This is a genomic window from Dokdonella sp. (assembly GCF_035511235.1).
Taxonomy (GTDB): domain Bacteria; phylum Pseudomonadota; class Gammaproteobacteria; order Xanthomonadales; family Rhodanobacteraceae; genus Dokdonella.
In genome coordinates this window covers 81,410-106,279 of record NZ_DATKFQ010000021.1, presented here as the reverse complement: position 1 = coordinate 106,279, position 24,870 = coordinate 81,410, and the positions used below count along the sequence as shown (strand labels likewise).

Here is a 24,870-nt window from a genome sequence, read left to right as displayed (position 1 = left end):
CAGCAACAGTTCCACGGTGACGACGCCGGCGCTGGCCAGCGCCGACATCGCGATCGCCAAGACCGTCGATGCCGACACGCCGAACGTCGGCGAGCCGGTGGTGTTCACGATCACCGCGGCCAACCTCGGCCCGAGCGATGCGACCGGCATCGTCGTGACCGACGCGATGCCGGCCGGTCTCTCGTACGTCTCGGCGAGCGCGGCGCAGGGCAGCTACGACGCGGCGACCGGCGCGTGGACGGTCGGCGCGCTGGCGTCCGGCAGCGACACGACGCTGACGATCACGGCGACCGTCACGGCGCCGGGCGAGATCGTCAACACGGCGACGCGCACGGCGGCCGACCAGACCGACCCGAATCCGGCCAACAACAGCGCGGTCGCGGCGATCAACGGCCAGCCCTCGGCCGACGTGCAGATCAACAAGACCGTCAGCAATGCGACGCCGAACCTCGGCACCGCGGTGACGTTCACGATCACCGCGCACAACGCCGGTCCCAACGATGCATCGGGCGTGGTGGTCAGCGACCTGCTGCCGGCGGGTCTCGGCTTCCAGTCGGCGACGGCCTCGCAGGGCAGCTACAACCCGGCCAATGGCGACTGGGCCATCGGCACGATCGCCGCCGGCACGGCGCAGACGCTGACGATCGACGCACTCGTCCAGACGACCGATGCGGTGACCAATCTGGCGATCAAGACCGCCCAGACCGAGCACGACCCGAATCCGGCCAACGATCAGTCCGGCGTGGTCGTCAACGGCCAGGCCGCCGACATCCAGGTGGTCAAGGTCGTCGACGAGGCCGCACCGACGGTCGGCGACACGGTGACGTTCACGGTGACGGTCAGCAACAACGGCCCGAGCGCGGCGACCGGCGTCGTCGTGACCGACCTGCTGCCGGGCGGTCTGACGTTCGTCGACGCGGCGGCCTCGCAGGGCAGCTACGATCCGGCGGGCGGCGAGTGGACGATCGGCGCGCTCGGCATCGCCGGCCCGTCCGCGACCGCGACGCTGACGGTCCGTGCGACCGTCGCCGAGGACGGCACCTGGATCAACACCGCCACGCGCAGCGCCAGCGACCAGACCGATACCAATGCCGGCAACGACAGCGCCAGCGCGACCGTCCTCGCCGGTCCCAGCGCCGACGTGTCGGTCGACAAGACCGGCCCGCTGTCGGCGACGGCCGGCAAGCCGATCAGCTACACGCTGACGGTCGCCAATGCCGGCCCGTCGGTCGCGCAGGGCATCATGCTCGACGATCCGACGCCGGCCGGTCTGACGTTCGTGTCGGCCAGCGCGCCGTGCGCCGGCGGCTTCCCGTGTGCGATCGGTGCGCTCGCGGTCGGCGCCGAGGTGACGGTCACGGCGACCTTCGCGGTCGATGCGGATTTCGCCGGCAGCCCGATCGTCAACCTCGCGTCGGTCACGGCGACGAGCTTCGATCCGAACCCGGCCAACGACAGCGACACCGTCGCCACGCCGGTCGGCGCCGCGGCCGATCTGTTCGTGATCAAGCACGGGCCGGGCAGTGCGACGCCGGGCCAAACGCTGGCCTACACGATCGACGTCGCCAACGGCGGTCCGTCCGAAGCGGCCGACGTGGTGCTCAGCGATGCGACGCCGCCGGGGCTGGTCTTCGTGTCGGCCGGCGCACCGTGCCAGGGCGGCTTCCCGTGCGAGCTCGGCACGCTGGCCGCGGACGCTGCGATCTCGGTCGAGGCGGTGTTCGCGGTGCCGGCCGACTACCAGGGATCCGATCCGATTCTCAACACGGCCAGCGTCGCGTCGGCCACGCCCGACCCGAATCTCGGCGACAACACCAGCACCGCGACCACGCCGATCGGCGCCAGCGCGGACCTCGCGATCGTCAAGACCGGCCCGGCCTCGGCGATCGTCGGCCAGACGCTGCTCTACACGCTGGCGATCGGCAATGCCGGCCCGTCCGCGGCGCAGGGCGTGATCGTCGACGATCCGACGCCGGCCGGCCTGAGCTTGGTGTCGGCGAGCGCGCCGTGCGAGGGCGGCTTCCCGTGCGCACTCGGCACGCTCGGCGCCGGCGGCTCGGCGACGATCGAGGTCGCGCTCGCGGTGCCGGCCGACTACGCCGGCGACCGCGTCGTCAACACCGCGAGCGTCGCCGCTGCGACGCCCGATCCGAACCCGGCCGACAACGCCGGCAGTGCGACGACGACGATCGGTCGCCTGAGTGCCGATCTGTCGATCGCCAAGAGCGGTCCGGCGACCGTGACGGCCGGGCAGACGCTCGCGTACGCGCTGGTGGTCCGCAACAGCGGCCCGGATGCGGCGAGCGAGGTCGTGCTCGACGATCAGGCGCCGCAGGGCCTGAGCTTCGTCTCGGCGAGCGCGCCGTGCGCGGGCGGGTTCCCGTGCGCGCTCGGCACGCTGGCCGCGAACGCGAGCGTCACCGTGACCGCGCAGTTCCGCGTGCCGGCCGATTACGCGGGCGGGCCGATCGTCAACACCGCATCGGTGGTGGCGCAGACCGTCGATCCGACGCCGGCCAACAACGCCTCGTCGGCCACCACGGTGGTCAATGCGGCGCCGGCCGCCGAACCGGTGGCGGTGCCGGTCGACGCGCACTGGATGCGGCTGCTGATGGCGCTGGTGCTGACGATGGCCGCCGCGGTGCAGATCACGCGCCGGCGCTGAGTCCCGCTGCGGCGCGCGCCTCGTGGCGCGCGCCGCCCGGTCGGGGATGCACGGTGGGCGACGCAGCCGGTCCGCTCCGGCCTTGCCGCTTGCTACGGTCATGCGACCGCGATCGCCGAAGTCCGGCCCGCGGCCGGCCGTCCGCCGTCGATCGAGATCGACGCCGCCGTTCGTGGAAGCCGGGCGCCCACAGCGGTCGATACGCCGAGCGGACCGCCTCGCGCGTCGTCGCAGCTGGCGCGCTCGCGCGTGGCCGGCCGACGGGCCGGTCCGCAGCGCGGTACTCCCAGGTGCCGTTGCCGCTGGCACGGAGACGTGATGGCGAGCGTCTGCTCCGACGCGGAGCGGGCGCGCGCTGCCCGGCGGCGTCAGCCGATCGCGGCGAGGGTCGCTGCGGTCAGATGCCGCCGGCCTCGTCGCGTACATCCAGCAGATAGGCGAGCTTGGCAGAGCGCGGCAGCTGCTTGATCCGCCACTCGGCGCGCGAGGCCGAGGCACGGTCCGGGTACGCGCGGCAGCCGAGCAGACGCAGCGGCGGGTTGGCGCGCGTGTAGCGCGCACCGGCGCCGCGCTGGTGCGCCGCATAGCGCGCTTCCACGTCGATCGCGATGCCGGCGTAGTAGGCGCCGTTGCGGCATTCGATCAGGTAAAGAAACCACCGGCCAGGGCCGGAATCGAGCGGGTTCATCGTGTCGGTGCTGATGGTATGCGGCCGGCACCGCGATCGTAGCGAGCGCGTGCCTCCGTGCGTAGCCGGTCCGGCACGGCGGCGAGCGTAGCCGCACGGTCCCTCGCTGGTGTCGCGACCGTCGCGGCGCCGCTCAGGCCGTATCGGTACGCGCGGTGTCCGCCGGCGCGCGCAGGTGCAGCCAGCCCCAGCCGAGGCCGACGCAGGCGGCGATCACCGAGGCGAGCAGCACGCCGAGCTTGGCCGCGGCGAGCAGGGCGGCGTCGTCGAAGGCGAGCATCGCGACGAAGATCGACATCGTGAAGCCGATACCGGCGAGCAGCCCGATCAGCCACAGCCCGCCCCAGGAGACGCCGGGCGGCAGACGGCCGCCGCCGAACCGGATCGCGAGCCAGCTGATCGCGACGATGCCGATCGGCTTGCCGACGACGAGCCCCAGCAGCACGCCGAGCAGCACCGCATGTGCCGCGGGCGCGCCAACATCGACACCGCCGAGGCTGACCCCGGCATTGGCGAGCGCGAACAGCGGCATCACGCCATAGGCGACCCAGGGATGCAGCGCGTGCTGCACGCGCGTGCACGGCGCTTCATCGAACGGTGTCGGCGGGTCGTTCGCCGCGCCCGGCCGGCGCGGCATCGGCAGCACCGGCGTCATCAGGCCGAGCACGACGCCGGACAGCGTCGGGTGCACGCCCAGACGCAGCAGGCCGACCCAGACCACCGCGCCGGGCAGCACATAGGCCCAGGCCGAGGCGGCGCCGAGCGCACGCAGCGCCAGGACCAGGCCGATGCCGGCGGCGGCGATCGCCAGCCCGTCGACATCGAGGCCGCCCGAATAGAACAGCGCGATGATCAGCACCGCGACGATGTCGTCGATGATCGCCAGCGCCAGCAGGAACACGCGCACGTTGGCGGGAACGCGCCGGCCGAGCAAGGCGAGCACGCCGATCGCGAACGCGATGTCGGTCGCGGTCGGTATCGCCCAGCCCGCATGCGTCGGCGGCGCGGCATTGAAGGCGACATAGATCAGCGCCGGTGCCGCGACGCCGCCGAGCGCGGCGGCGATCGGCAGCGCCGCCAGCCGCAGGTTGGACAGCGCGCCGTCGTGCATCTCGCGCCGGATTTCCATGCCGACGACGAGGAAGAACACTGTCATCAGGCCGTCGTTGATCCAGAAGTGCAGCGACTGCACATGGACCCAATCGCCGATGCCGAGCGTCAGCGGCAGGTGCCACAGCGCGTGGTAGCCGTCGGCGGCGGGCGAATTGGCCCATAGCAGCGCGAGCGCCGCGGCGATCAGCAGCACGATGCCGCTGGCGGCTTCGACGTGGAGGAAGCGCTCGAGGGCGAGCGCGGCGCGCTCGGCGACGCGGCGGGTACGCGAAAACGCGAAGGAAGGAATCGGGTCGGACATCGGCACGGCTGCTCCGCGCGGCGGCCCGACCTGCGCTGATCCTGACCGCGGCGACGGCCGCGGCACCCGGCAGCCAGTCTAACCGATCGCACGCGAGCGGCCCAAGGATCGGCCGCGGAACCATCGCGCGATCGCGCAGGCCAGGTGTCGTCGCATGCGCTCGCGCCGCTGCCGGAGGTGCCGCTGCGGCGCGTTCGACACCGGCCTGGCGGAGCCCGCTTGCATCGGCCGTCGCGCAGGCCGTGATCCGCTTCGCCGATGCCGCGCGCGTCGCGCCGTGGAACCCGTCGGCTGCGGACGTCGGTGCCTGCTGCCGCGAATCGCGCGGCCGGGCCGGACGCTGCGGCGACGGCGATCCCGGCGCCGCAAACGCGATGCGCCCGACGCCTGCGGCGCCGGGCGCGGTATCGATCAGGCCGTGACGGTCATTCGAAGCCGTTGCGGAAGATCGTGTCGCCGTAGAGTTCGTAAGCGCCGATGTCCGCTACGCCGTGCGGGTTGTTCGGCCACGAGAACGCGCGATGGAAGCCGGGGCCGCGCTGATCGTTGAGCAGGTTGGCCGGATTGGCGCCCTGGTCGACGGCCGGACTGGTCCTGGCGATCGGGTGCAGCGGGACGAGGCCGCGGCCGTGCGTCGTCGTCAGCGGCTGCAGCTGCGCGTTGATCGCGAACAGATTGGCCTGGTTGAGGCCGTTGATCGTGCCGGCGTCGGGCATCGTTTCGAAGGCGCTGTGATCGACGTCGAGCAGGCTGTTCGGGCTGCCCTGCAGGCGCGTAAGGTCCGAGCGGCCGTCGAGATTGCCGTGCGTGTTGCCGGCGAACAGCGTGCTCTGCACGCTCAGCTGCGTGGTCGCGCCGTTGCCGACCCACACCGCACCGCCGGCGTTGTTGGTCGGCGCGGTCTGCGGGCCGGTCTTGTTGTTCGCGATCGTGCTGTTGCGCAGCGTCAGGTTGCCGCTCCACAGCGCCAGCGCGCTGCCGCGGCCGCTGTCGTGCAGCGAACGGTTGTCGGAGAACGTGCTGTTCTCGATCACGTTCTGCGGCGAGCCGGCGTCGGTCACGGCCGCCAGGTAGAGGCCGCCGCCGTACGGCTGGCCGGTGACGTTGCCGACGAAGGCGCTGCGCGCGATCGTCAGCTGGTTCATGCGATCGGCGAGGATGCCGCCGCCGGTGTGCGAGGCGACGTTGTCCTGGATCAGGCTGTCGCTGATGATCGCGCTGACGCCCGGCGAGGACAGGCGGATGCCGCCGGCGTTGAGTTCGGCAGTATTGCCGATCACGCGGCAGTGCTCGAGCTGGACCAGGCCGCGATCGTAATAGAGCGCGCCGCCGGACGGCTGGAAGCCCTCGCGCACGTGGTTGTCGAGCAGGTCGACGCGGACCAGGCGCAGGCCGGCACCGCTGACGCTGATCGCGCCGCCCCGGCGGCCGGCGGTGTTCGCATTGAACGTCATGTCGGCCAGCGTGATCTGGTCGCCGCCCGAATCCTCGTAGAACAGTCCGCCGCCGCTGTCCTGGCCGCCGCTGTTGATCGCGCCGCCGGTGACCGTGAGGCCGGAGATCGCGAAGGTCTTCGGCTGGCCGTTGAGATTGTCGATGTGGAAGACGCGGCTGGCGCCGCCCGCGTCGACGCGCACGACGTTCTTGCCGGGGCCGGCGATCGTCACGCTGTCGGTGATCGTGATCTGGCCGCTGGCCAGTGCGATCGCGCCGGCCAGGCCCGGCTGGAACACGATCGTGTCGGCGCCCGGCGCGGCATTGGCCTGGGCGACGGCGTCGCGCAGGCTGCCGGCGCCGCCGTCGGCGAGGTTCGATACGGTGTAGCTGGCCGCAGCGGCCATCGGCGCGCCGCCGGCGAGGGCGACGAAGAATACGGAACGCACGAGCATGAGGGTTTCTCCCGGGTGTATTGAAGGTCGACCGCGCTTCGCCGTTCGGCGCGTCCTGCGCGGTTGAACCAGAGAACGGAACGCCGGCCCGGTCGCTATCACGCCGCACGTGCGTGAACAGCGCACGTTCAGCTCGACGCGCAGACGGCGTGCCGCGGCGGTGCCGCCGCGCAGCGGACGCGCCCGTCGGGTGCCGTTCGGTGCGCGTTCGGCTTGACTTCGCCGCAGGCGATGCCATCTTCGGATTCGGGCCGCGGTGTCGCGGCGAAGCTGCTGGGAGACAGGCGATGGCCACCGGGTGGGCAGGCGACGGTGCCGTTCAGGACCAGATCGACGCGACCGTCAAGGATGCGATCGAGCGCGTGCGCAGTCAGTTGCCGCGCGGTGCCAGCCTGCGCACCTGCGAGGAATGCGAGGCGCCGATCCCCGAGGCGCGGCGCAAGGCCGTGCCCGGCGTGCGCCTGTGCGTCGCCTGTCAGGAAGCGCACGACCGCGAGCAGGCCGTGTTCAGCGGCTACAACCGGCGCGGCAGCAAGGACAGCCAGCTGCGCTGAGACGCCGGCCGCCGCCGGCTGCCGCGTTTGGTGATCCGCATGATTGCCCGCCCTGCGCTCAGGGCCGGTGCCCCGCACCGCGCGTCCGTGAGCCGACCCGCCACGGTTTTGCGCCATGGACAGCAGGCCCGCCGGCGATTCGCGCCGCGACCGGGCCTTTCCTGTCGGGAGCGCGCGCATGAATCGTCGTATCGGGGTCTTGTTCGGTCTGCTGATCGCGGCCTGCGCCCAGGCGCGGCCGCTGTACGTCGATGGCTTCGAGCCGCCGTCGATCGCACCGCTGTTCCCGGTCGCGAACGGCCAGTTCCAGCTGCCGCCGGGGCCGGCCGCCGATCAGCTGGGCTGGCTGATCGGCGAACTGGCCGCCGGCCAGACCACGACGATCCCCGAGATCGAAGCACATTTCGATCCGGCCTGGCTCGCGCAGACCTCGGCCGAAGCGACCCGCAGCTTCATCGAGGCGGTCCGCACCCGCTATCCGGATGCGCGCATCACCGACGTGATCGGCCTGACGCCGGTGCGGGCGACTGTCGTGATCGACTCGCCCGGCAGCGGTCCGCCGTCGGGCTTCGTCTCGTTCGGCACGCGCTACACCGGCGGCGGCCGGATCACCCTGCTCGGCGTCAGCAGCTATGGCGGCAGCGTGCAGTATCCGGTCGACCGCACGCTGACGATGAGTCAGGCGGTCGCCAAGTTCGCGACGCTGTCGTCGAGCCCGGCGCTGCTGGTCGGCCGCATCGGCGCCGGCGGCGTCTGCAGCGCGATCGACGGACATCAGCCCGACACGCCGCGGGCGACCGCGTCGATCTTCAAGATCTGGGTGCTCGGTGCGCTCGGCCGCGGCATCGCCGCCGGACCGATCGCCTCGGCCGAATCGCTGCCGATGGTCGCCTCGGAGATCGCGCCGGGCGGCGTCATCAATGCCGAGCCGGTCGGCACGCCGTTCACGATCGCCGAACTGGCGGCGCTGATGATCGGCATCAGCGACAACACCGCGACCGACCTGCTGCACGAGCGCGTCGGCCGTGCCGCGCTGAGCCAGACGGTGGCCGCCTACGCAGTGGCCGAGCCGGATCTGCTGCTGCCGTTCCTCAACATCAGCGAGCAGTTCCACCTGTTCCGCTCGTTCCCGCTCGCCGACGCGCTCGGCTACGTCCAGGGCAGCCAGGCCTACAAGCAGCAGTTCCTGACCGAACGGATCGAGCCGCTCGGCCCGAACAGCGGCGGCGCGTATTTCCACACCGACCTGCTGACCAGCGGCACCTGGCGCGCCAGTCCGCTCGACGTGTGCCGCGCGTTCGGCCAGCTGCGCCGGCTGCCGCAGGGATCGGAGGCCCTGGCCACGGTCGACGCGGCACTCGGTGCGCAGGCCGCCCAGCCCGACGTGCGCGGCCGGTGGGACCGGGTCTGGTACAAGGGCGGCAGTCTCGCCTCCGGCGCCGGCGATCACGTGCTGACGCATGCCTGGATGCTCGAGAACGCCGGCGAGGATCCGTACGTGGTCGTGGCGATGGCCAACAGTGCGGCCGGCGGGATCGACCCGTACGCCGTGCAGTCGATCACCGGCCGCCTGCTCGAGCTGGTCTGGCTCGCGCGCTGAGACGCCGCAACGTCAAGGTCTGACAGCGGCCGCGCATCGGGAGGCGGTGGCAGGGCGCCTGGCGCGCCCGCGGCGCGCCGTACCCACGTTTCTCACCTTGGCGTGCCGATTGCATGAAGAGAGCGCAGTGCCGACCTGAAGCGGCCAGGCTCCTCGGGGGCAATCGATGGTTCTACGTGCCGGCGCATCGCTGGCGTGCGCTTGGCTGATCGGCAGCCTCGGCACGGCGATCGCGGACGACTGGGACAGCAGCAACGTCCAGCTGCTCTATGGCCATGGATTCGACGACCGCTACACCGGCGCCAACTCGGGCGGCGGCGGTCTCGCCACGTTCACGCTCGAGACCCTCAGCGTCCGCGACTGGGGCGACAGCTTTCTGTTCGTCGACGTCAACGGCGGCCGGCTGGTCGACTTCGACGGCGCCCGTCGCGACCGCTCGGCCCAGATCTACGCCGAATGGCAGCCGCGCCTGCGCCTGGGCTCGGGCGCGGACGGCGGCGCACTGCGCGCGGTCTATCTGGCCGGGCAGGTCAATGCCGGCGACGACGGCTTCCGCGCCGGGCTGATCGGCATCGGTACCGATCTGGCGCTGCCCGGCTTCGCCGCGTTCGGCGCCAACCTCTACTGGCGCGACGACAGCATCAACCGGCCGACCGCCCAGCTGACCGTGTTCTGGAGCGCGCCGGTCGGCGGCGCCGATTCGGGCTGGTCGAGCGAGGGTTTCCTCGATCTGGCCGGCACTGATCACGACGGCACCGACATCGTGTTCCAGCCGCGCCTGCTCCACGACATCGGCCGCCGCTTCGGCGGCCGGCCGGACCGCTGGTACGCGGGCCTGGAGTGGTACTACCACCGCAACGACGCGCTCGCGGTCAGCGTGCCGCAGCTGATGCTCAAGCGGGCGCTGCCATGAGCGCGGCGCGCTTCTCGAGCCTGCGCGGCCGCTTCCTGCTGCTGGTCGTCGGCGTCTTCTTCGGCGTCGGCGCGTTGTCGGTGGCCGGGTTCCTGCGGGTCGCCGACGGCATCATCGAAAGCCTCGGCGCCGGCTACGCCCGGCAGTACGCCAGCCAGTCGCGCGGCAGCATCCTGGCCCGCATCCAGCGCGAGCTGGTACTCGCGCAGAAGCTGGTCGCCTCGCCGCTGCTGCGGCAGTGGGCGGCGGACGAGGACGATCCGGACCTGCGCCGGCTGGCGCTGGCCGAGCTCGACAGCTATCGCGAGCTGTTCGCCGACCACAGCTACTTCTTCGCGATCGACCGCTCGCGCAACTACTACTTCAACAATGCCCAGAACGAGTTCGCCGGCCGCGAGCTGCGCTACCGGCTCGATCCGGCCGATCCGACGCTGGCCTGGTACTTCGCGACGATCGCCAAGGTCGAACACTTCGATCTGCACGTGGACAACAATCCGCAGCTGGGCGTCACCAAGATCTGGATCAATGCGATCGTCCGCGGCGCGGACGGCACCAAGCTCGGCGTCGGCGGCAGCGGCCTGGACCTGTCGGCGTTCCTGCGCGAGATCGTGCGCAGCACCGATCCGGGCGTCGAGGTCTGGCTGACCGACGACGACGGCACGCTGCAAGGCCATCCGGACGGCGCGCTGATCCAGAGCAACGCGGCGACGCACGACGAGCGGCTGCGCAAGACGGTCTACGACCTGGTCACCGACGAGACCGAGCGCGCGCAGCTACGCGCCGCCCTCGACGCGCTGGCGCGCGCCGGCGAACCGGGCGACGCGCAGCTGGTCCTGAGCGTCGACGGCCGGCGCCGGCTCGCCGCGATCAGCTACCTGCCGGAAATCCACTGGGCGACGATCGTCGTCGTCGATCCGGCCGAGGTCGTGCGGCTGGAGACGTTCCGGCCGATCCTGATCGTGCTCGGCGTGGCGCTGCTGGCGACGATCCTGATCGTCTCGTGGCTGCTGAACCGGCTGGTGCTCGCGCGCCTGGCGCGGCTGACGCGGCATACGCGCGAGGTCGCCGCCGGCAACTACACGACCGCGCTGGCGGTCGACCGGCCCGACGAGATCGGCCAGCTCACCGCTTCGTTCAACGAGATGACCGCGACGATCGGCGACTACACGCACAATCTCGAGGACAAGGTCGCCGCGCGCACCGACGCGCTGCTGCGCGCCAATGCGCTGCTCGAGGCCAGCAACCGCAAGATCATGGACAGCATCGAGTACGCGCGGCTGATCCAGACCGCGCTGCTGGCCAAGCCGGCCGAGTTCGCGCGCCTGTTCGACGACGGCGCGGTGCTCTGGCAGCCGCGCGACGTCGTCGGCGGCGACTTCTACGCGCTCTATGCCGACGGCGAGGACGGCTGTCTGCTCGCGGTCGGCGACTGCACCGGCCACGGCGTGCCCGGCGCCTGCATGACGATGGCGGCCAAGGCGCTGCTCGATCGCGCGGTCGCCGAACGCGGCGTGGACGACCCGGCCGCGATCCTGGCCGATCTCAACCGCGGCCTGCGCGCGCTGCTCGAAAGCGGCCGCGGCGCCGGCGGCGACAACGGCCTGGACCTGGCGCTGCTGTACGTCGCCCCCGGCCGCCGCCGCGCGACGTTCGCCGGCGCCAAGCTCGGCCTGTGGATCGGCGAAGCCGACGGCACGCTGCTCGCGCTTAAGGGCGACCGCCATAGCGTCGGCTACCGGCGCACTCCGGCCGATGCGGTGTTCACGAACCAGCCCCTCACATTGCGGCCGGGACAGCGGCACTACCTCTTCACCGACGGTATCCTCGACCAGAACGGCGGCGAGCGCGGGTTCGCGGTCGGCCGGGCGCGTCTGGCCGAGTGGCTGGGCGACGCGCGGCGGCAGCCGCTGGCCGGCCTCGCGGCGACGCTGGCGCAGCGGCTGTCGGACTATCGGGGCGCGCTGGCGCAACGCGACGACATCACCCTGGTCGCGGTGTCGCTGGACCGCCATTCCTTCAACTCACGGAGTTCGGCATGAACCTGTTCGCCCTCAAGGAGCAATTGCGCGAGGCCGGCATTCTGATCAGCTTCACCGGGTCGTTCAGCCACAGCATCATCGAGGAGCTGGGGACCGCGGTGAAGAAGTATCTGGAACGCGCCGACATCCAGAAGAGCGCGATCATGGACGTGTTCTCGGTCTACATCGAGGCCGCGCAGAACGTGCGCAACTACACCGAGCAGCGCGGCCAGTCCGATGCCGATTCGAGCATCGTCGTGATCGCCCGGCGCGATTCGCACTACCGGATCTACGCCGGCAACGTCGTCGAAGCGGCCGATACCGAGGCGCTGGGCCGGCGTCTGGACGCGCTGGCGGCGATGGACAAGGCCGCGCTCAAGGCGGCCTACAAGGATCAGCTGCGGCGCGAGCGCGGACCGGACCAGTCCGGCGCGGGCCTGGGCCTGATCGAGATCGCGAGGCGCGCGACCCGGCCGCTCGAATACAGCTTCACGCCACTGGCCGAGGGACGCGCCTACTTCAGCCTCTGCGTCGAGATCTGAGCATGAGCATCGACAAACTCCATCTGGCCGCCACCAGCTCCACCCCGACGGTGGACTTCGACCCGGACACCGGCGTGCTGCAGCTTTCCGGCGAGTCCTATCCCGAGAACGCGTTCGACTTCTTCCGGCCGCTGCTGGCCTGGGTCGCCGCCTACGTCGAGCGCGGCACCACGCCGGTGGTCGCCGAGCTGGCGCTGAGCTATCTCAACACCTCCAGCATCAAGAGCGTGATGGACCTGCTCGACCTGCTCGAGGCGGGTCACCGCGCCGGCCGCACGGTGACCGTGCGCTGGAGCTATCCGGAGGACAACGACCGCGCGCTGGAGATGATCGAGGAATTCAAGGAAGAGGTGACGCTGCCGTTCTTCATCGTGCCGGTCGCGCTGTAGAGGGTCTGCGATGAACGCCGAAAAACGACTGGCCCATCTGCTCGAGACGCCCGAGGCGCGCGACTCGGCGCTGGCGGACCTGTGCCGCGACCTGATCGCCGACCAGCAGCGCCTGCATCACCGGCTCGAAAGGATCAGCCGGATCTCCGACCGCTACCAGGCCGATCTGCGCGCGACCAATGCCGAGCTGACCGCTGCCAACGAGCGGCTCGCCGCGGCCCTGCGCGAGGTCCGCACGCTCGGCGGCTTCATTCCGATCTGCTCGTGCTGCAAGAAGATCCGCGACGACGCCGGCTATTGGGACGAGGTCGAGACCTATATCGCGCGGCATTCCGATGCGGTGCTCGCGCGCGGGCGCTGTCCGTCCTGCGCGCGCCGCTCCGACAGCGGCGCGCCGCCGCCGGTCCGCAGCAGCGACGGCGAGGACGCAGCCGAGCGCGCGCGCCTGGCCGCGATCGAGGCCGAACCGGCCTGGGCCGGCCATCCGCTCCGGGACGCCTACGTGCGGCTCAGCGGCGACTACCAGAAGCTCAGCCGGCGCCTGCACAAGATGTCGCGGATCAGCGACGGCTTCCAGACCCAGATGAAGGAACTGAACCTGACCCTGGCGCGCGTCTCGCGGACCGATCCGCTGACCGGTCTGGCCAACCGGCGCGCGCTGATCGAGCGGCTCGAGCGGCAGGACGCCGAAGCCGGCGCCGGACACGGCTTCGGCGTCGCGATGGTCGACCTCGACAACTTCAAGCGCGTCAACGACTCGCTCGGCCACGCCGCCGGCGACGTCGTGCTGCAGGCCTTGTCCGAGCTGTTCGCCGCGCGCGTACCGGCGGCGGCCCTGGTCGGGCGCTGGGGCGGGGAGGAGTTCCTGATCGTGATGGACCACAGCGCGGGCCCGGCACTGGTGCCGTGGTGCGAGACGCTGCGCGCCGACATCGAGCACCTGAGCGTCGACTACAACGGCCGCCAGCTGCGCGTGACCGCCAGCATCGGCACCGCCGTCCACGAGCCGGCCTTGACCTACGAGGACACGCTGCGTGCGGCCGATCGCGCGCTGTACGCGGCCAAGTCCTGCGGGCGCAACCGCGTGGTGGCGTTCGAGGAGCTCTGAGCAGGTCGCCTCGGCGCCGGCCTCGTGACGCGAAGATCCGCATCGCCGCCGCGGCGATTGCGAAGGGCGGATGACGGACGGCCGCTGCGATGGTGCGCCCAGCCCGTCCGCTCGCCGCGACGTCACCAGTCAGCGGCGAGCGGTCGATCCGGATGCGAACGGCTCGCCGCGGCAGTGCACGCGGCGCCGTTCGCGACGGTCAGCTGCGGCTCGGCCGGGTGCCGCGATCCCGGTCCTGATCCTGTTCCTGGTCCGCTGAAGCGTCGCGCCGGTGCCGTACGGACGGGCCTTCGGCGACGCTGTTCTCGAGCGCCACGATCGTGCCGGCCGCGTCGCGATCGAAGCCGATGCGCCGGGTCGGCTCGCCGATCACGCTGAAGCGGTCCTCCCCGAGCGGCAGCAGGCGCAGTGCGGGCCGCCGGTCGCGGCGCAGCACGAGCTGGCCGGCTTCGGCCGCGATCGTCACCTCGCCGTAGCGGCCGGCATAGGCGCTCGCATCGACCGTGCGCGCCGCGTCGGCGGCCTGCAGCGCTTCGAGCACCCAGCGCGCGCGGACCGCGTCGGGCCGGCGCTCGACGATCGCCTGCAGCGCCTCGCGTTGCGCGCGCTCCGGCGCGAGGTCCGGTTCCACGGCGATGTCGGGCACCACGCCGCGACTTTCCCAGTTGTCGCGGCTGATCGGATTGATCGGCGTGGCGACCGAGACGAAGACGCGAAAACCGTCGCCGACCTCGATCTCGCCGCCGGGGTTGGCCGCGCCGATCGTGGTCTGGCCGACCACGGTCGCGCGGCGCGCCTGCTGCAGCGTGTAGGCCACCGCCTCGGCGGCCGAGCCGGTGCGTCCGCTGGTCAGCACGTACAGCGGGATGTCCGGCCGCGGCATGGGATACCAGTCCAGCGGCGCCTCGCTGAGCGTGCGGCCGCCGCGGCCGTGAAACGTGTTGAAGACGTCCTGGCCGCGTGTCGTGAACGCGCTGGTCAGATAGCCGACCATCGCCGGCGAGCCGCCCGGGTTCGCGCGCAGGTCCAGGATCATCGCGTCGGTGCGCGCAAGCAGCCGCAGCGCCGCCTCGATCGCCTCGCGCGCCGGCTGGTCCGGTTCGCCGAACTCGAAGCCGGCCAGCATCCGCAGATCGAGGTAGCCGACGTTGCCGGGCAGCACCTCCACGCGCTGGATGCCGTAGTTGCCGCGCCGCTCGCTCTCGGCTTGCGACACCGGCGCTGCAGGCGCCGCGGAGGTCGCGGCCGGCGCGGCGGCCGGATCGCTCCACGTGACGCCGAAATGCGCATCGGCCGGACGCAGCCGGTCGGTCAGTGCGGTCGCCAGGTCGCGGGGATCGGTCAGCGCGTCGAAACGGCCGTCCGCCGCGGCCGTCCGCAGCGCCTGCGCGACCTCGGTGGCGCGCTGCGCATCGTAGTAGTGCGCCTCGATCGCATCGGCGACGCGACCGACGGCGGCACGCGGATCGGTGGCGGCGGCCGCCGTGACGGCGAGCGCCGTGCACAGCACGGCCGAGGCCAGGCGCAGGATCGATACGGCAAGGGACATGAGGCAGCTCCGTGGGCAGCGGGGGTCGCTGTCGGAGATGCGCCGATACCGCGATCGGTTGCAGCGCGCCGGCGCCGCGCGGTCAGACCCGCGCGAACACCAGCGTGGCGTTGGTGCCGCCGAAGCCGAAGCTGTTGGACATCACGATCGCCGGCGCCGCCTCGCGGCTCTCGCGCAGGATCGGGAAGCCGGCAGCCTCCGGGTCGAGCGTCTCGATGTTGGCCGAGCCGGCCAGGAAGCCGCCGCGCAGCATCAGCAGGCTGTAGATCGCCTCGTGGACGCTCGCCGCGCCGAGCGAATGGCCGGTCAGCGCCTTGGTCGAGGACAGCGGCGGCACCGCGTCGCCGAACACTTCGCGCACGGCCTGGAGCTCGACGATGTCGCCGACCGGCGTCGCCGTGCCGTGCGTGTTGAGATAGTCGACCGGCGCGGTCACGTCGCGCAGCGCCATGCGCATGCAGCGCACCGCGCCCTCGCCGGACGGCGCGACCATGTCGCCGCCGTCGGAGGTGACGCCGTAGCCGACCAGCTCGGCATGGATCTGCGCACCGCGCGCGCGCGCGCGTTCGTAGTCCTCGAGCACGAGGATGCCGCCGCCGGCGCCGATCACGAAGCCGTCGCGGCCGGCGTCGTACGGACGCGAGGCGCGCTCGGGCGTGTCGTTGTAGGCGGTCGACAGCGCGCCCATCGCGTCGAACTGCGAGGTCATGCCCCAGTGCAGCTCTTCGCCGCCGCCGGCGAACATGACGTCCTGGGCGCCGTGGCGGATCAGGTCGGCCGCGGCGCCGATGCAGTGCGCCGAGGTCGCGCAGGCCGCCGAGATCGAATAGCTGAGGCCGAGGATGCCGAACGCGGTCGCCAGCGTGGCCGACACCGTCGAGCACATCGTGCGCGGCACCATGTATGGACCGATGCGGCGCACGCCCTTCTGGCGCAGCAGGTCGCCGGTCTCGATCTGCCACTGCGCCGAACCGCCGCCGGAGCCGGCGATCACGCCGGTGCGCGGATGGCTGATCGCGTCCGGCGACAGGCCGGCATCGGCGATCGCATCGCGCATCGCGACATAGGCGTAAGCCGCGGCGTCGCCCATGAAGCGCTTGAGCTTGCGGTCGATCGTGCCGACCAGGTCGGTTCGCGGCGCGCCGGCGATGCGGCTGCGCAGGCCGTGTTCGGCCTGCTCGGGTGCGGCGCGGATGCCGCTGCTGCCGTGGCGCAGTGCCTGTTCGACCTCGGCCGGCGTGTCGCCGAGGCACGAGGTGATGCCGATTCCCGTCACGACCACGCGGCGCATCGGCTCAGAAGCCCTCGGTCGACTGGAACAGGCCCACGCGCAGGTCGTCGGCCGCGTAGATCGGACGGTCGTCGACCAGGGTCCGGCCGTTGGCGATCACCAGCGCGAGCTTGCCGCGCATGACGCGGCGGATGTCGATCTCGTAGCGGACCTGGCGCGCGGTCGGCAGCACCTGGCCGCTGAACTTGACCTGGCCGACGCCGAGTGCGCGGCCGCGGCCGGGTTCGCCGAGCCACGGCAGGAAGAAGCCGGTGAGCTGCCACATCGCGTCCAGGCCCAGGCAGCCCGGCATCACCGGATCGCCTTCGAAATGGCAGCCGAAGAACCACAGGTCCGGACGGATGTCGAGCTCGGCGTGGATCAGGCCCTTGCCGAATGCGCCGCCGCGATCGTCGATGTTGGTGATGCGGTCGAACATCAGCATCGGCGGCGCCGGCAGACGGGCGTTGCCGGGCCCGAACAGCTCGCCGCGCGCGCAGGCCAGGAGCTGTTCGTGGTCGAGCGAAGAGGGTCGCGACATGAAGGGTTCTGCTGTGGGGGCGGGCGCATCCCGTGCGGATCGTTCGCGCGGCGATGCGGGCACGTCGGCATCTGGACGAGACGCGGACGAGCCGGCGATTGTCGGGAAAACAGCGCGAGGATTCAACGGCACCGGTGCCGGGGCCGCGCGGCGATCGCTACCATTCGGTACGGTATGTGCAGTCCCGGATCGCCCGTCGCGGCGTCCCGGCGCACGCGGCCGGTGCCAAATGCGCGCGCGCACGGCACAGTAGTGCGCTGTCCGATCGAGCAGCCGCCGATATGTCGCGCAAGGCCGTCCACCTCCTCCTGACCATCCTGTGCGTGGCGATCGCCGCCTGCGGCCGCGCGCCGGCGCCGGTCGCCGAGACCGCGCCGGCGCACGAGCACTTCGATCTGCCGTCGGCGCATCTGGCCGAGACGCGCCGCATCAACGTCTACCTGCCGCCGGACTACGGCGCCGCTGCGTCCACGCGCTATCCGGTGCTGTACATGCCCGACGGCGGCCTCGCCGAGGACTTTCCGCACCTCGCCACGACCGTCGACGCGGCGATCCGCGCCGGCCGGATGCGGCCGCTGATCGTGGCCGGCATTGAGAACACCGAGCGGCGCCGCGACATGACCGGCCCGACCACGGTCGAGAGCGACCGCCGGGTCGCGCCGCGGATCGGCGGCTCGGCGGCGTTCCGTGCGTTCATCGCCGAGGAGCTGATCGCGCAGGTCGAGAGCCGCTACCGCGCCAGCGGCGAGCGTGGCATCGTCGGCGAATCGCTGGCCGGCTGGTTCGTCGTCGAGACCTTCCTGGTCCAGCCGGGTCTGTTCGACGTGTCGATCGCGCTGAGCCCGAGCCTGTGGTGGAACGGCGCCGCGCTGGTCGACGGCGCGGCGGGTCCGCTGGCCGCCTGGCCCGAGAAGCCCGCCACGCTGTATCTGGCCTGGGCCGACGAGACCGACATCGGTCCGCCGGCCGAGCGGCTGGCCCAGATGCTGCGCCGGCATGCGCCGCCGCAGCTGCGCTGGCAGGCCGTGCCGCGGCCCGACCTGCGCCATGCGACGATCTATCGCGCGCTGGCGCCCGAGGTGCTGCCGGCGCTGTATCCGCCGCTGCCGGCCGCGGCGGCTGACGGCGCATCGTCGCGCGGCGCTCGGACGGTGGGTCGATGAAGGCGCGGCGGCCGCGCGGGCGCGAGGTCTGAGACGATGCACGTCGATCTGTTCCCGACCGGGCCGCTGCATCGCCTGTTCTTCGCGCTGCGCCCGGATGCACCGACCGCCGCGGCGATCGAGCGCGTCGCCGCGCCGCTGCGCGTCGTACATCCACGCGCACGCTGGGTCGCGCCGGCGCGCTATCACGCCACGCTGCTGTATCTGGGCGAGAACGCCGGCGAGCGGCCGGACTGGGCGTCGCGCGCGCACGAGGCCGCCGTCGGGCTGACCACGGCCGCATTCACGTTGCGATTCGATCGTCTGGCCGCGCTCGGCACGCCGTCACGGCCGGCGCTGGCGCTGGCCGCCGACGTGCCCGATGCGCTGCGCGTCCTGCACGAGACGCTACGCCGGCGCTGCCTGGAGCGCGGCTTCAGGCTCGGGCAGGCCGGCAGTGCGCTGCTGCCGCACGTGACGATCGCCTACACCGATCCGAAACCGGCGCTGCCGACGATCGATCCGGTCCAGTGGCACCCGCACCACTTCGAGCTGGTCCAGAGCGTCCAGGGGCGAGCCGGCCACGACGTGCTCGGCCGCTGGCCGCTGTTACCGGGCGCCTGAGCGCGGTGCCGCGCTCTCAGAGGCCGAGCTGGGCGCGGCCCTGGGTCAGCACGATGTCGACCGGGATCGCGCGCTGCTCGAGCCGGGCCAGGTCGGCGGCGAGCTCGGGCTCGATGCGGCCGAGCGCATCGCGCAGCGCCTTCGCGCCGGCATAGTCGCCGTCGCCCTGCAGCGTCAGGATCTTCGCCGACAGCGCATCGACCGCCGCGCGCATGCGCTCGACGTCGACGCGGTAGCGGCCGCTGGCCGGGTCGCGGCTGAACGCGCCGGCTTCGCGCAGGAAGTTGAAGGCGACCATGTTGGCCTGGCCGTGCGCGCTGCTCGCGCCGAAGCGCACCGAGCGGAACAGGCCGGCCAGGAACGTCACGTAGTGATCCGGCAGCTTGGCCGCGTCGAGCTCGCCGAGCCGGCCGAGCGCGCCGATCATGTACAGGCCCAGGATGTCGGCCTTGCCTTCCTCGTAGCCGCTGGCGAGGTCGGTCAGCGCCTCGCGCACCGTGCCCTTGCCGTCGAGCGTGTTCTTGATGCCCAGGCCATGCGCGACCTCGTGGAACATCACGTTGTCGAAGAACGCTTCGAACGTGATCTGCGCCTGCTGGTCCTCGGCGATCAGCTCGCGCGCGATCGGCACCAGGATCGCGTCGAACTTGGCGCGCATCGTGTTCTCCAGCTGCAGCCGGCGCGATCCCTTCTCGAGCTGCACGGTCTCGTCGTTGGGCAGGTTGATCGCGATCGTCTTGGCGCCGGCGTTGGCGTCGCCGCCGTAGTACAGCGCGAAGTAGGCATTGAGATCGGCGTCGGTACCGGGCATCTCGCGCTTGTACGCCTCGGGCACCGGCAGGCCGCGCTGCAGCGCCGGCAGGTGCTGCGCGAAGCGCGCGAGGCGTTCGCTCCAGGCCACGTCCTTGACCAGCACGAACGCCTCGTAGGCGGTCTTGGTGCCGAACAGCGCGTCCTGGTAGCTCTCGATCGGGCCGATCACGACATCGATCGGACTGGTCTTCATGTCCATCCAGGCCATGTCGCTGGGCCGGTAGTCGTCGTCGAGCAGGGCCTGGGCGCGCAGCTGCAGGTAGCGGCGGAAGCCGGCGTCGGTCGCGACCGACGCCGCCTCGCGCAGCTTGGCGGCGATGCGCTCGAGTTCGGGCCGGTAGGCCTGATGGTACGGCAGCACGGTCAGCGCACCGGCCGCGTCGCGGCGGATCAGCGTGTAGAGGCTCGACTTGCCGGGCAGATCGGCGCGCTCGAATTCCTCGCGCGTCATGTCCTGCGGATAGAAGCGCGCGCCCGGCGGGCGCGGCCCGATGCCCTCGACGAACGGCGCGTCGCCGTCGAGCCGGTCCCAGGGGCCGTAGTTGATCTCGACGAAGCGCCGCACGTCCGGATCGTCGATCCGCTGCAGCAGCGCGTCGCGGTCGCCCCAGACCTGCTGCCAGAACAGGCCGTCGACGATCTCGGCGGCGTCCAGCAGCAGCGCCAGCGCCTCGCGGTCGCCGTCGGCCAGGTGCGACAGGTCCGCGCTCAGCGTGACCGGCGCATAGGCGGCGACCTTGGCGGCGACGTCGCGGCTCGAGGCGGCGGTCGCCGCGGCCTCGGGCGCGGCGGCGGGAGGCGGGGGCGGTTCGGCGGCGGGACGGCAGGCGCCGAGCGCGACGCTCAGCACCGCGGCGGTCGCGAGGCACCACGGACGCATCGGCATGCGCTTGGCTCCGGTCGGCGGAAAGTGCCGATGCTAGCGCATCGGCCCGCCGCGCCGGCCATGATCATCGCGCGGACCTGCCTCGTTCCCGGCGGTCCGGCGCAGATCGGGCGGGCCGTCGCCGAGCGGATCGGGCGGATCGGATCGTGTCGGCCGAGCCGCTACCGTTGCCGACGGCCCGATTCGAGCTGATCGGCAACGTCGCCGATCGGCTCTTCGCATCGGCGCGTCACGCGCGTCCTGCGCTCCTCGAGGTCGCGCGTACGGCCAGCGCCAGCAGGCCGGCCAGCAGGAGCCATGCCCACGCCGAGAGAGCCGGCACCGGCGTGCCGCCGCCGGCGATGCCGATCGCGTAGACGATCGCCGCCGCACAGCCGTCGACGTCGGTGGCGGTCAGTGTGAAGCTGGCCGGTCCGCTGCCGGTCGGCGTTCCGGAGATCAGCACGGTGGAGGTGCCGCTGGGCGCCAGCGTCAGCCCCGGCGGCAGCGCACCGGCGCTGATCGCGAACGTGTAGGGCGCCGTGCCGCCGCTGGCGGTGACCCGCTCGCTGTACGGCTGGCCCTGGATCGCTGCAGGCAGTACCGACGGCGCCAGCGCGATGGTCGGACAGGTGGAACCGTCGATAACGATGGTGTAGAGGATCGCCGCCGCACAGCCGTCGGCGTCGGTGGCGGTCAGCGTGAAGGTTTCCGTTCCGCCGGCCGCGGGCGTGCCGGAGATCAGCGCGCTGGAGGCGCCGCTGGGCGTCAAGATGAACCCCGGCGGCAGCGCGCCGGCGGTGATTGCGAACGTATACGGCGCCGTGCCGCCGCTGGCGGTGACCAGCTCGCTGTATGGCTGGCCCTGGATCGCTGCGGGTAGCAGCGGCGGTGCCAGTGCGATGGTCGGACAGGTGGGGCCGTTGATGACGATCGTATAGACGAGTGCGGCAGAGCAGCCGTCGGCGTCGGTGGCGGTCAGTGTGAAGCTCGCAGTTCCGCTGCCGGTCGGCGTTCCGGAGATCAGCGCGCCGGAGGTGCCGCTGGGCGAGAGCATGAGCCCCGGCGGCAGCGCGCCGTCGGTGATCGCGAACGTGTACGGCGCCGTGCCGCCGCTGGCAGTGACCAGCTCGCTGTACGGCTGGCCCTGGATCGCGGCGGGCAGCATGGGTGGTGACAGTGCAATGGTCGGACAGGTGGGGCCGTTGATGACGATCGTGTAGATCTGGGTGGCGAAGCAGCCGGCGTCGTCGACGGCGCGGACGGTGAACGTGAAACTGCCGATCGCCGTCGGCGTGCCGGTGATCGCTCCGCTGGACGATGACAGCGAAAGGCCGGGCGGTAGCGATCCTTCGATCACGGTGAAGAGATAGGGCGCAGTGCCGCCGCTGGCGGTCAGGGTCTGGTCGTACGCGACGCCGAGCGTGCCGTTCGGGAGTGTCGCAGGCGACAGACCGATCGGCTTGCAGGCGGCGCAGAGGGTGACCGTGTTCGAGTCCAGCGTCACCGCGCCGTTGCGTGCGAGCAGGCGCCCTGAGACGGTGGCTCCGGTCGTCATCGTGATGCTGGTGAGCGCCAGGATGTTGCCGGCGAACTGGCTGGTGGTGCCGATCGTCGCGGAGCTGCCGATCTGCCAGAACACGTTGCAGTCCGAGCCGCCGTTGATCACCTCTACGCGCGCTCCGCTGGAGGTCGTCAGCGTGGAGCCGATCTGGAAGATGAAGACGGCGTCCGGGTCGCCCTGCGCATCGAGCACCAGCGTCCCGGTCAGCTGCGCCGATGTGGCGAAGCGATAGACGCCCGGTACCAGTGCCGGAAGCAGGCCGAGGTCCTGGCCGGTGAGGTCGGCGTCGAAGGCCTGGCCGGCGACGAAGTCGTAGGCGAACGTCAGGTCGGCCTGGGCCTGCTGCGCGACGCCGTCGTTGGAGTGGATCGTTCCGCCGGTGACGAGGCCGGGGGGAAAACCGGTGACCGCGGTACCGGGGCTGACGCCGAGGTCGCCGATGACGGCGGTCGCGCCGGTATTGGTCACGGTCGATCCGCCCAGGACCGCGAAGCTCTGCGCCTGCCCCAGTGGTGGACTGACCTGACTCCACGCCGGCGCAGCACTGCACAGGACGATCATCGCGGCGACGGCGACCCGATAGCCGGGCATGTCCCGGCCGATGCGCGTGGTCTTATCCATAACTCCTTGTCTCCCCATTGACATGCGAACCACCGGACCGGGTTCGATCGAACCGGCCGGAGGCGTGACGGCCGTCGCAGTCCCATGCGCTGGAACCGGCTCAGACCTGCGGGACGGCGCCCGTGCACGTCGTGGCGGTGGTCGGCATGGACGGCACGTCGGGTCGCGCTGTGGTCAGCGCTCGGCGGTGTGCCGCTCCGATGGCGGTGCACCATGGGGCGGTGTAGAAGTGGATGTCTGCCGCATCGGGCGCAGGCATCGGTGATGCGCAGGATGCGCGCTTGCGGCGCGGGCGTCTGTACGCTGCCGCACCGAACCGGCCGGACCGGTCGGCATGACCGATCCGCAAGCCTCCCCACTGCGGCGGCGGGCACGCCCGATGCGGCGCCCCCTTCGAGGCCTGTGACGAAGGAGACCCCGGTGCGCGCTCGCTGCGCGCGCAGATGCCGACTGCCTTTCGGGCGGTGCCGGCTCACCGGTCCGGCACATCGTGTGGACGACGCGACAGATGCGGCGCCGTGCACCTATTGCGGCAGCAGGCGGTCGTACTCGCGCTTGACCACCGCGTAGCATTCGCAGGTGCGCGCCTCCAGGCCGCTGCGATCGAGCACGGTGATGCGTCCGCGCGCATAGCGGATCAGGCCGGCCTTCTGCAGATTGAGGGCTGCCCCGGTCACGCCCTCGCGCCGGACGCCGAGCATGTTCGCGATCAGTTCGTGTGTCACGACCAGCTCGTTGCCGCTCAGGCGATCCAGGCTCAGCAGCAGCCAGCGGCACAGCTGCTGATCGAGCGAGTGGTGGCGGTTGCATACCGCCGTCTGCGCCATCTGCGTGATCAGCGCCTGGGTGTAGCGCAGCAGCAGGTGCATCACCGGTCCGGTCCGGTCGAACTCGTTCATCAGTGCCCGCGCCGTCAGACGGAAGCCTGTGCCGGCGCTCTTCACGATGGCCCGGCTGGGCGTGGAACCCCCACCCATGAACAGCGAGATGCCGACGATGCCCTCGTTGCCGACGACGGCGATCTCGGCCGAGTTGCCGTCATCGATGACGTACAGCAGCGAAACGATCGAGCTGGTCGGAAAGTACACATGGCTCTGCGGACCGCCCGATTCGTAGAGCACCGCGCCCAGCGGCATGTCGACCCGCTCGAGCTGCGGATGCCAGCGTCGCCACTCCTCTTCCTGCAAGGCGGCCAGCAGACCGTTGCTGCGCGGGTCGCTTACGGGGATCGTCCGGCGCTGGTCTGATTCCATGCGAGGCTGAGCGCTCTTTTTTCCGTGCCGGTCATCGCGGAGGCGCGCCGTGCGGCCCACCGAGCCCTGACAGGAGGCAAGCGCCTCATGATAGCGCTCCGGAGTATCGATCGCGATCGGCCGCGAGGTCCGTCGCGTCGATCCGGTCGCGCCGGCATCGGGCGGCAGACTCGGCTCGCGCGCGAGGCGCGCAAGGTGCCGTTTCCGAGTGCGGCGCGTGATCCGGCCTAGCTGCGCCGCGGGTCGTCGGGCCAGCGGCGCGTGACCCGCTGGAAGAACAGACTGTTCGGTATCTGCAGCGTGCGGGCCGTGCCGGCCTCGTCGATCTCCTGCAGCGTGGTGTAGATCAGATTGATGTCGATCACGCGGCCTTTCAAACCGGGCTTTTCGCCGTTCTCGATCAGTTCGATGTGATCGTGCAGCCGGAACGGGCGCGCGGTGAAGATCAGCAGCGCGCAGAAGATGTTGGACAGCACGCTCCAGGCGGCGAAGAACGCCACCGCCGCGACGGCGGCAAAGCCCGTGAACGCGGTCCACAGCACGGTGCCGGATACGCCGAGGCGGTCGAGCACCGCCAGCAGCGCGGCGGTCGTGACGACGAAGCCCACCAGCCGCCGCGCGCCGACGAGGAGTTCGGGCGGCAAACCGTAGCGGGTACCGAGGCGGCCGATCAGGCGGCGCGCCAACGCCCGCAACAACCAGGCGGCCAGCACGATCAGCACGATCTGCACCGACGGCACCAGCACGTCGAACCAGTCGCGCATCCACAACGGCAATCGGTCCTGCATCGCTCCGGTGTTCGTCGCCAAAGCGCGTGATTTTAGCAGGCGCTGTCGCGTCCGGGCGCG

Annotated in this window: 20 protein-coding genes; 10 read left to right on the top strand and 10 right to left on the bottom strand. The window is 71.5% G+C overall.

Annotated elements, in window-relative coordinates:
• On the top strand, positions 1-2,665 hold a 2,665-nt coding region (locus tag VMR06_RS10325; RefSeq protein ID WP_325375890.1), incomplete at its 5' end, for a DUF11 domain-containing protein.
• Between the two features lie 397 nt (positions 2,666-3,062).
• Here VMR06_RS10325 and VMR06_RS10320 read toward each other — a convergent pair.
• The 3 genes from VMR06_RS10320 to VMR06_RS10310 form a co-directional block, all read right to left on the bottom strand.
• Positions 3,063-3,353, bottom strand: coding sequence for a GIY-YIG nuclease family protein (locus VMR06_RS10320; RefSeq protein WP_325375888.1), 291 nt, complete (start codon positions 3,351-3,353; stop codon positions 3,063-3,065).
• A gap of 133 nt (positions 3,354-3,486) precedes the next feature.
• Positions 3,487-4,767 carry a Na+/H+ antiporter NhaA gene (gene nhaA, locus VMR06_RS10315; protein WP_325375886.1) on the bottom strand — a complete coding sequence of 427 codons (1,281 nt, stop codon included), beginning with the start codon at positions 4,765-4,767 and terminating at the stop codon, positions 3,487-3,489.
• A 425-nt stretch (positions 4,768-5,192) separates the two neighbouring features.
• Positions 5,193-6,656, bottom strand: coding sequence for a right-handed parallel beta-helix repeat-containing protein (locus tag VMR06_RS10310; protein WP_325375884.1), 1,464 nt, complete (start codon positions 6,654-6,656; stop codon positions 5,193-5,195).
• Positions 6,657-6,943: 287 nt separating this feature from the next.
• Between VMR06_RS10310 and VMR06_RS10305 the strand changes: the two genes are divergently transcribed.
• The 7 genes from VMR06_RS10305 to VMR06_RS10275 all read left to right on the top strand — a co-directional run bounded on the left by VMR06_RS10305 (position 6,944) and on the right by VMR06_RS10275 (position 13,780).
• Entirely contained in the window at positions 6,944-7,210 is a 267-nt protein-coding gene (locus VMR06_RS10305) for a DksA/TraR family C4-type zinc finger protein (protein ID WP_325375882.1), read from the top strand.
• 178 nt (positions 7,211-7,388) lie between these two features.
• A complete protein-coding gene (locus tag VMR06_RS10300) occupies positions 7,389-8,810 on the top strand; it encodes a serine hydrolase (RefSeq protein WP_325375880.1) in 1,422 nt (473 codons plus the stop codon).
• Positions 8,811-8,976: 166 nt separating this feature from the next.
• Entirely contained in the window at positions 8,977-9,723 is a 747-nt protein-coding gene (locus VMR06_RS10295; protein ID WP_325375878.1) for a hypothetical protein, read from the top strand.
• On the top strand, positions 9,720-11,762 hold the full coding sequence (locus VMR06_RS10290) for a SpoIIE family protein phosphatase (protein ID WP_325375876.1): 2,043 nt from the start codon (positions 9,720-9,722) through the stop codon (positions 11,760-11,762). Before VMR06_RS10295 ends, VMR06_RS10290 begins: the two co-directional genes overlap by 4 nt.
• Positions 11,759-12,283 (top strand): SiaB family protein kinase, encoded by a 525-nt coding sequence (locus VMR06_RS10285; protein ID WP_325375874.1) that lies wholly within the window; start codon positions 11,759-11,761, stop codon positions 12,281-12,283. Before VMR06_RS10290 ends, VMR06_RS10285 begins: the two co-directional genes overlap by 4 nt.
• Before the next feature lie 2 nt (positions 12,284-12,285).
• The gene (locus tag VMR06_RS10280; RefSeq protein WP_325375870.1) at positions 12,286-12,672 is read left to right on the top strand and encodes a DUF1987 domain-containing protein; all 387 of its coding nucleotides are present in this window, start codon (positions 12,286-12,288) and stop codon (positions 12,670-12,672) included.
• A 10-nt stretch (positions 12,673-12,682) separates the two neighbouring features.
• The gene (locus VMR06_RS10275) at positions 12,683-13,780 is read left to right on the top strand and encodes a diguanylate cyclase (RefSeq protein ID WP_325375867.1); all 1,098 of its coding nucleotides are present in this window, start codon (positions 12,683-12,685) and stop codon (positions 13,778-13,780) included.
• A gap of 199 nt (positions 13,781-13,979) precedes the next feature.
• Here VMR06_RS10275 and VMR06_RS10270 read toward each other — a convergent pair whose 3' ends face one another.
• From VMR06_RS10270 to fabA, 3 genes are all read right to left on the bottom strand, one after another.
• Complete coding sequence (locus VMR06_RS10270; protein ID WP_325375863.1) at positions 13,980-15,329, bottom strand: S41 family peptidase; 1,350 nt, start codon at positions 15,327-15,329, stop codon at positions 13,980-13,982.
• Positions 15,330-15,411: 82 nt separating this feature from the next.
• Positions 15,412-16,620, bottom strand: coding sequence for a beta-ketoacyl-ACP synthase I (gene fabB / locus VMR06_RS10265; protein WP_325375861.1), 1,209 nt, complete (start codon positions 16,618-16,620; stop codon positions 15,412-15,414).
• A 4-nt stretch (positions 16,621-16,624) separates the two neighbouring features.
• A complete protein-coding gene (gene fabA, locus VMR06_RS10260) occupies positions 16,625-17,140 on the bottom strand; it encodes a 3-hydroxyacyl-[acyl-carrier-protein] dehydratase FabA (protein WP_325375859.1) in 516 nt (171 codons plus the stop codon).
• 281 nt (positions 17,141-17,421) lie between these two features.
• On the opposite strand from fabA, the gene VMR06_RS10255 reads away from it, so the two are divergent.
• Both VMR06_RS10255 and VMR06_RS10250 read left to right on the top strand, forming a co-directional pair.
• A complete protein-coding gene (locus VMR06_RS10255) occupies positions 17,422-18,303 on the top strand; it encodes an alpha/beta hydrolase (RefSeq protein ID WP_325375857.1) in 882 nt (293 codons plus the stop codon).
• Positions 18,304-18,339: 36 nt separating this feature from the next.
• Complete coding sequence (locus VMR06_RS10250) at positions 18,340-18,906, top strand: 2'-5' RNA ligase family protein (RefSeq protein WP_325375855.1); 567 nt, start codon at positions 18,340-18,342, stop codon at positions 18,904-18,906.
• Between the two features lie 16 nt (positions 18,907-18,922).
• Here the strand turns inward: VMR06_RS10250 and VMR06_RS10245 are convergent, their stop codons facing one another.
• The 4 genes from VMR06_RS10245 to VMR06_RS10230 form a co-directional block, all read right to left on the bottom strand.
• Positions 18,923-20,605: a dipeptidyl-peptidase 3 family protein gene (locus tag VMR06_RS10245; protein WP_325375853.1), complete on the bottom strand. Its 1,683-nt coding sequence runs from the start codon at positions 20,603-20,605 to the stop codon at positions 18,923-18,925.
• 229 nt (positions 20,606-20,834) lie between these two features.
• Positions 20,835-22,769: an ice-binding family protein gene (locus VMR06_RS10240; protein WP_325375851.1), complete on the bottom strand. Its 1,935-nt coding sequence runs from the start codon at positions 22,767-22,769 to the stop codon at positions 20,835-20,837.
• A gap of 524 nt (positions 22,770-23,293) precedes the next feature.
• The gene (locus tag VMR06_RS10235) at positions 23,294-24,082 is read right to left on the bottom strand and encodes a Crp/Fnr family transcriptional regulator (RefSeq protein ID WP_325375849.1); all 789 of its coding nucleotides are present in this window, start codon (positions 24,080-24,082) and stop codon (positions 23,294-23,296) included.
• A gap of 167 nt (positions 24,083-24,249) precedes the next feature.
• Positions 24,250-24,810 (bottom strand): mechanosensitive ion channel family protein, encoded by a 561-nt coding sequence (locus tag VMR06_RS10230; protein ID WP_325375847.1) that lies wholly within the window; start codon positions 24,808-24,810, stop codon positions 24,250-24,252.
• Positions 24,811-24,870: the final 60 nt, after the last annotated feature.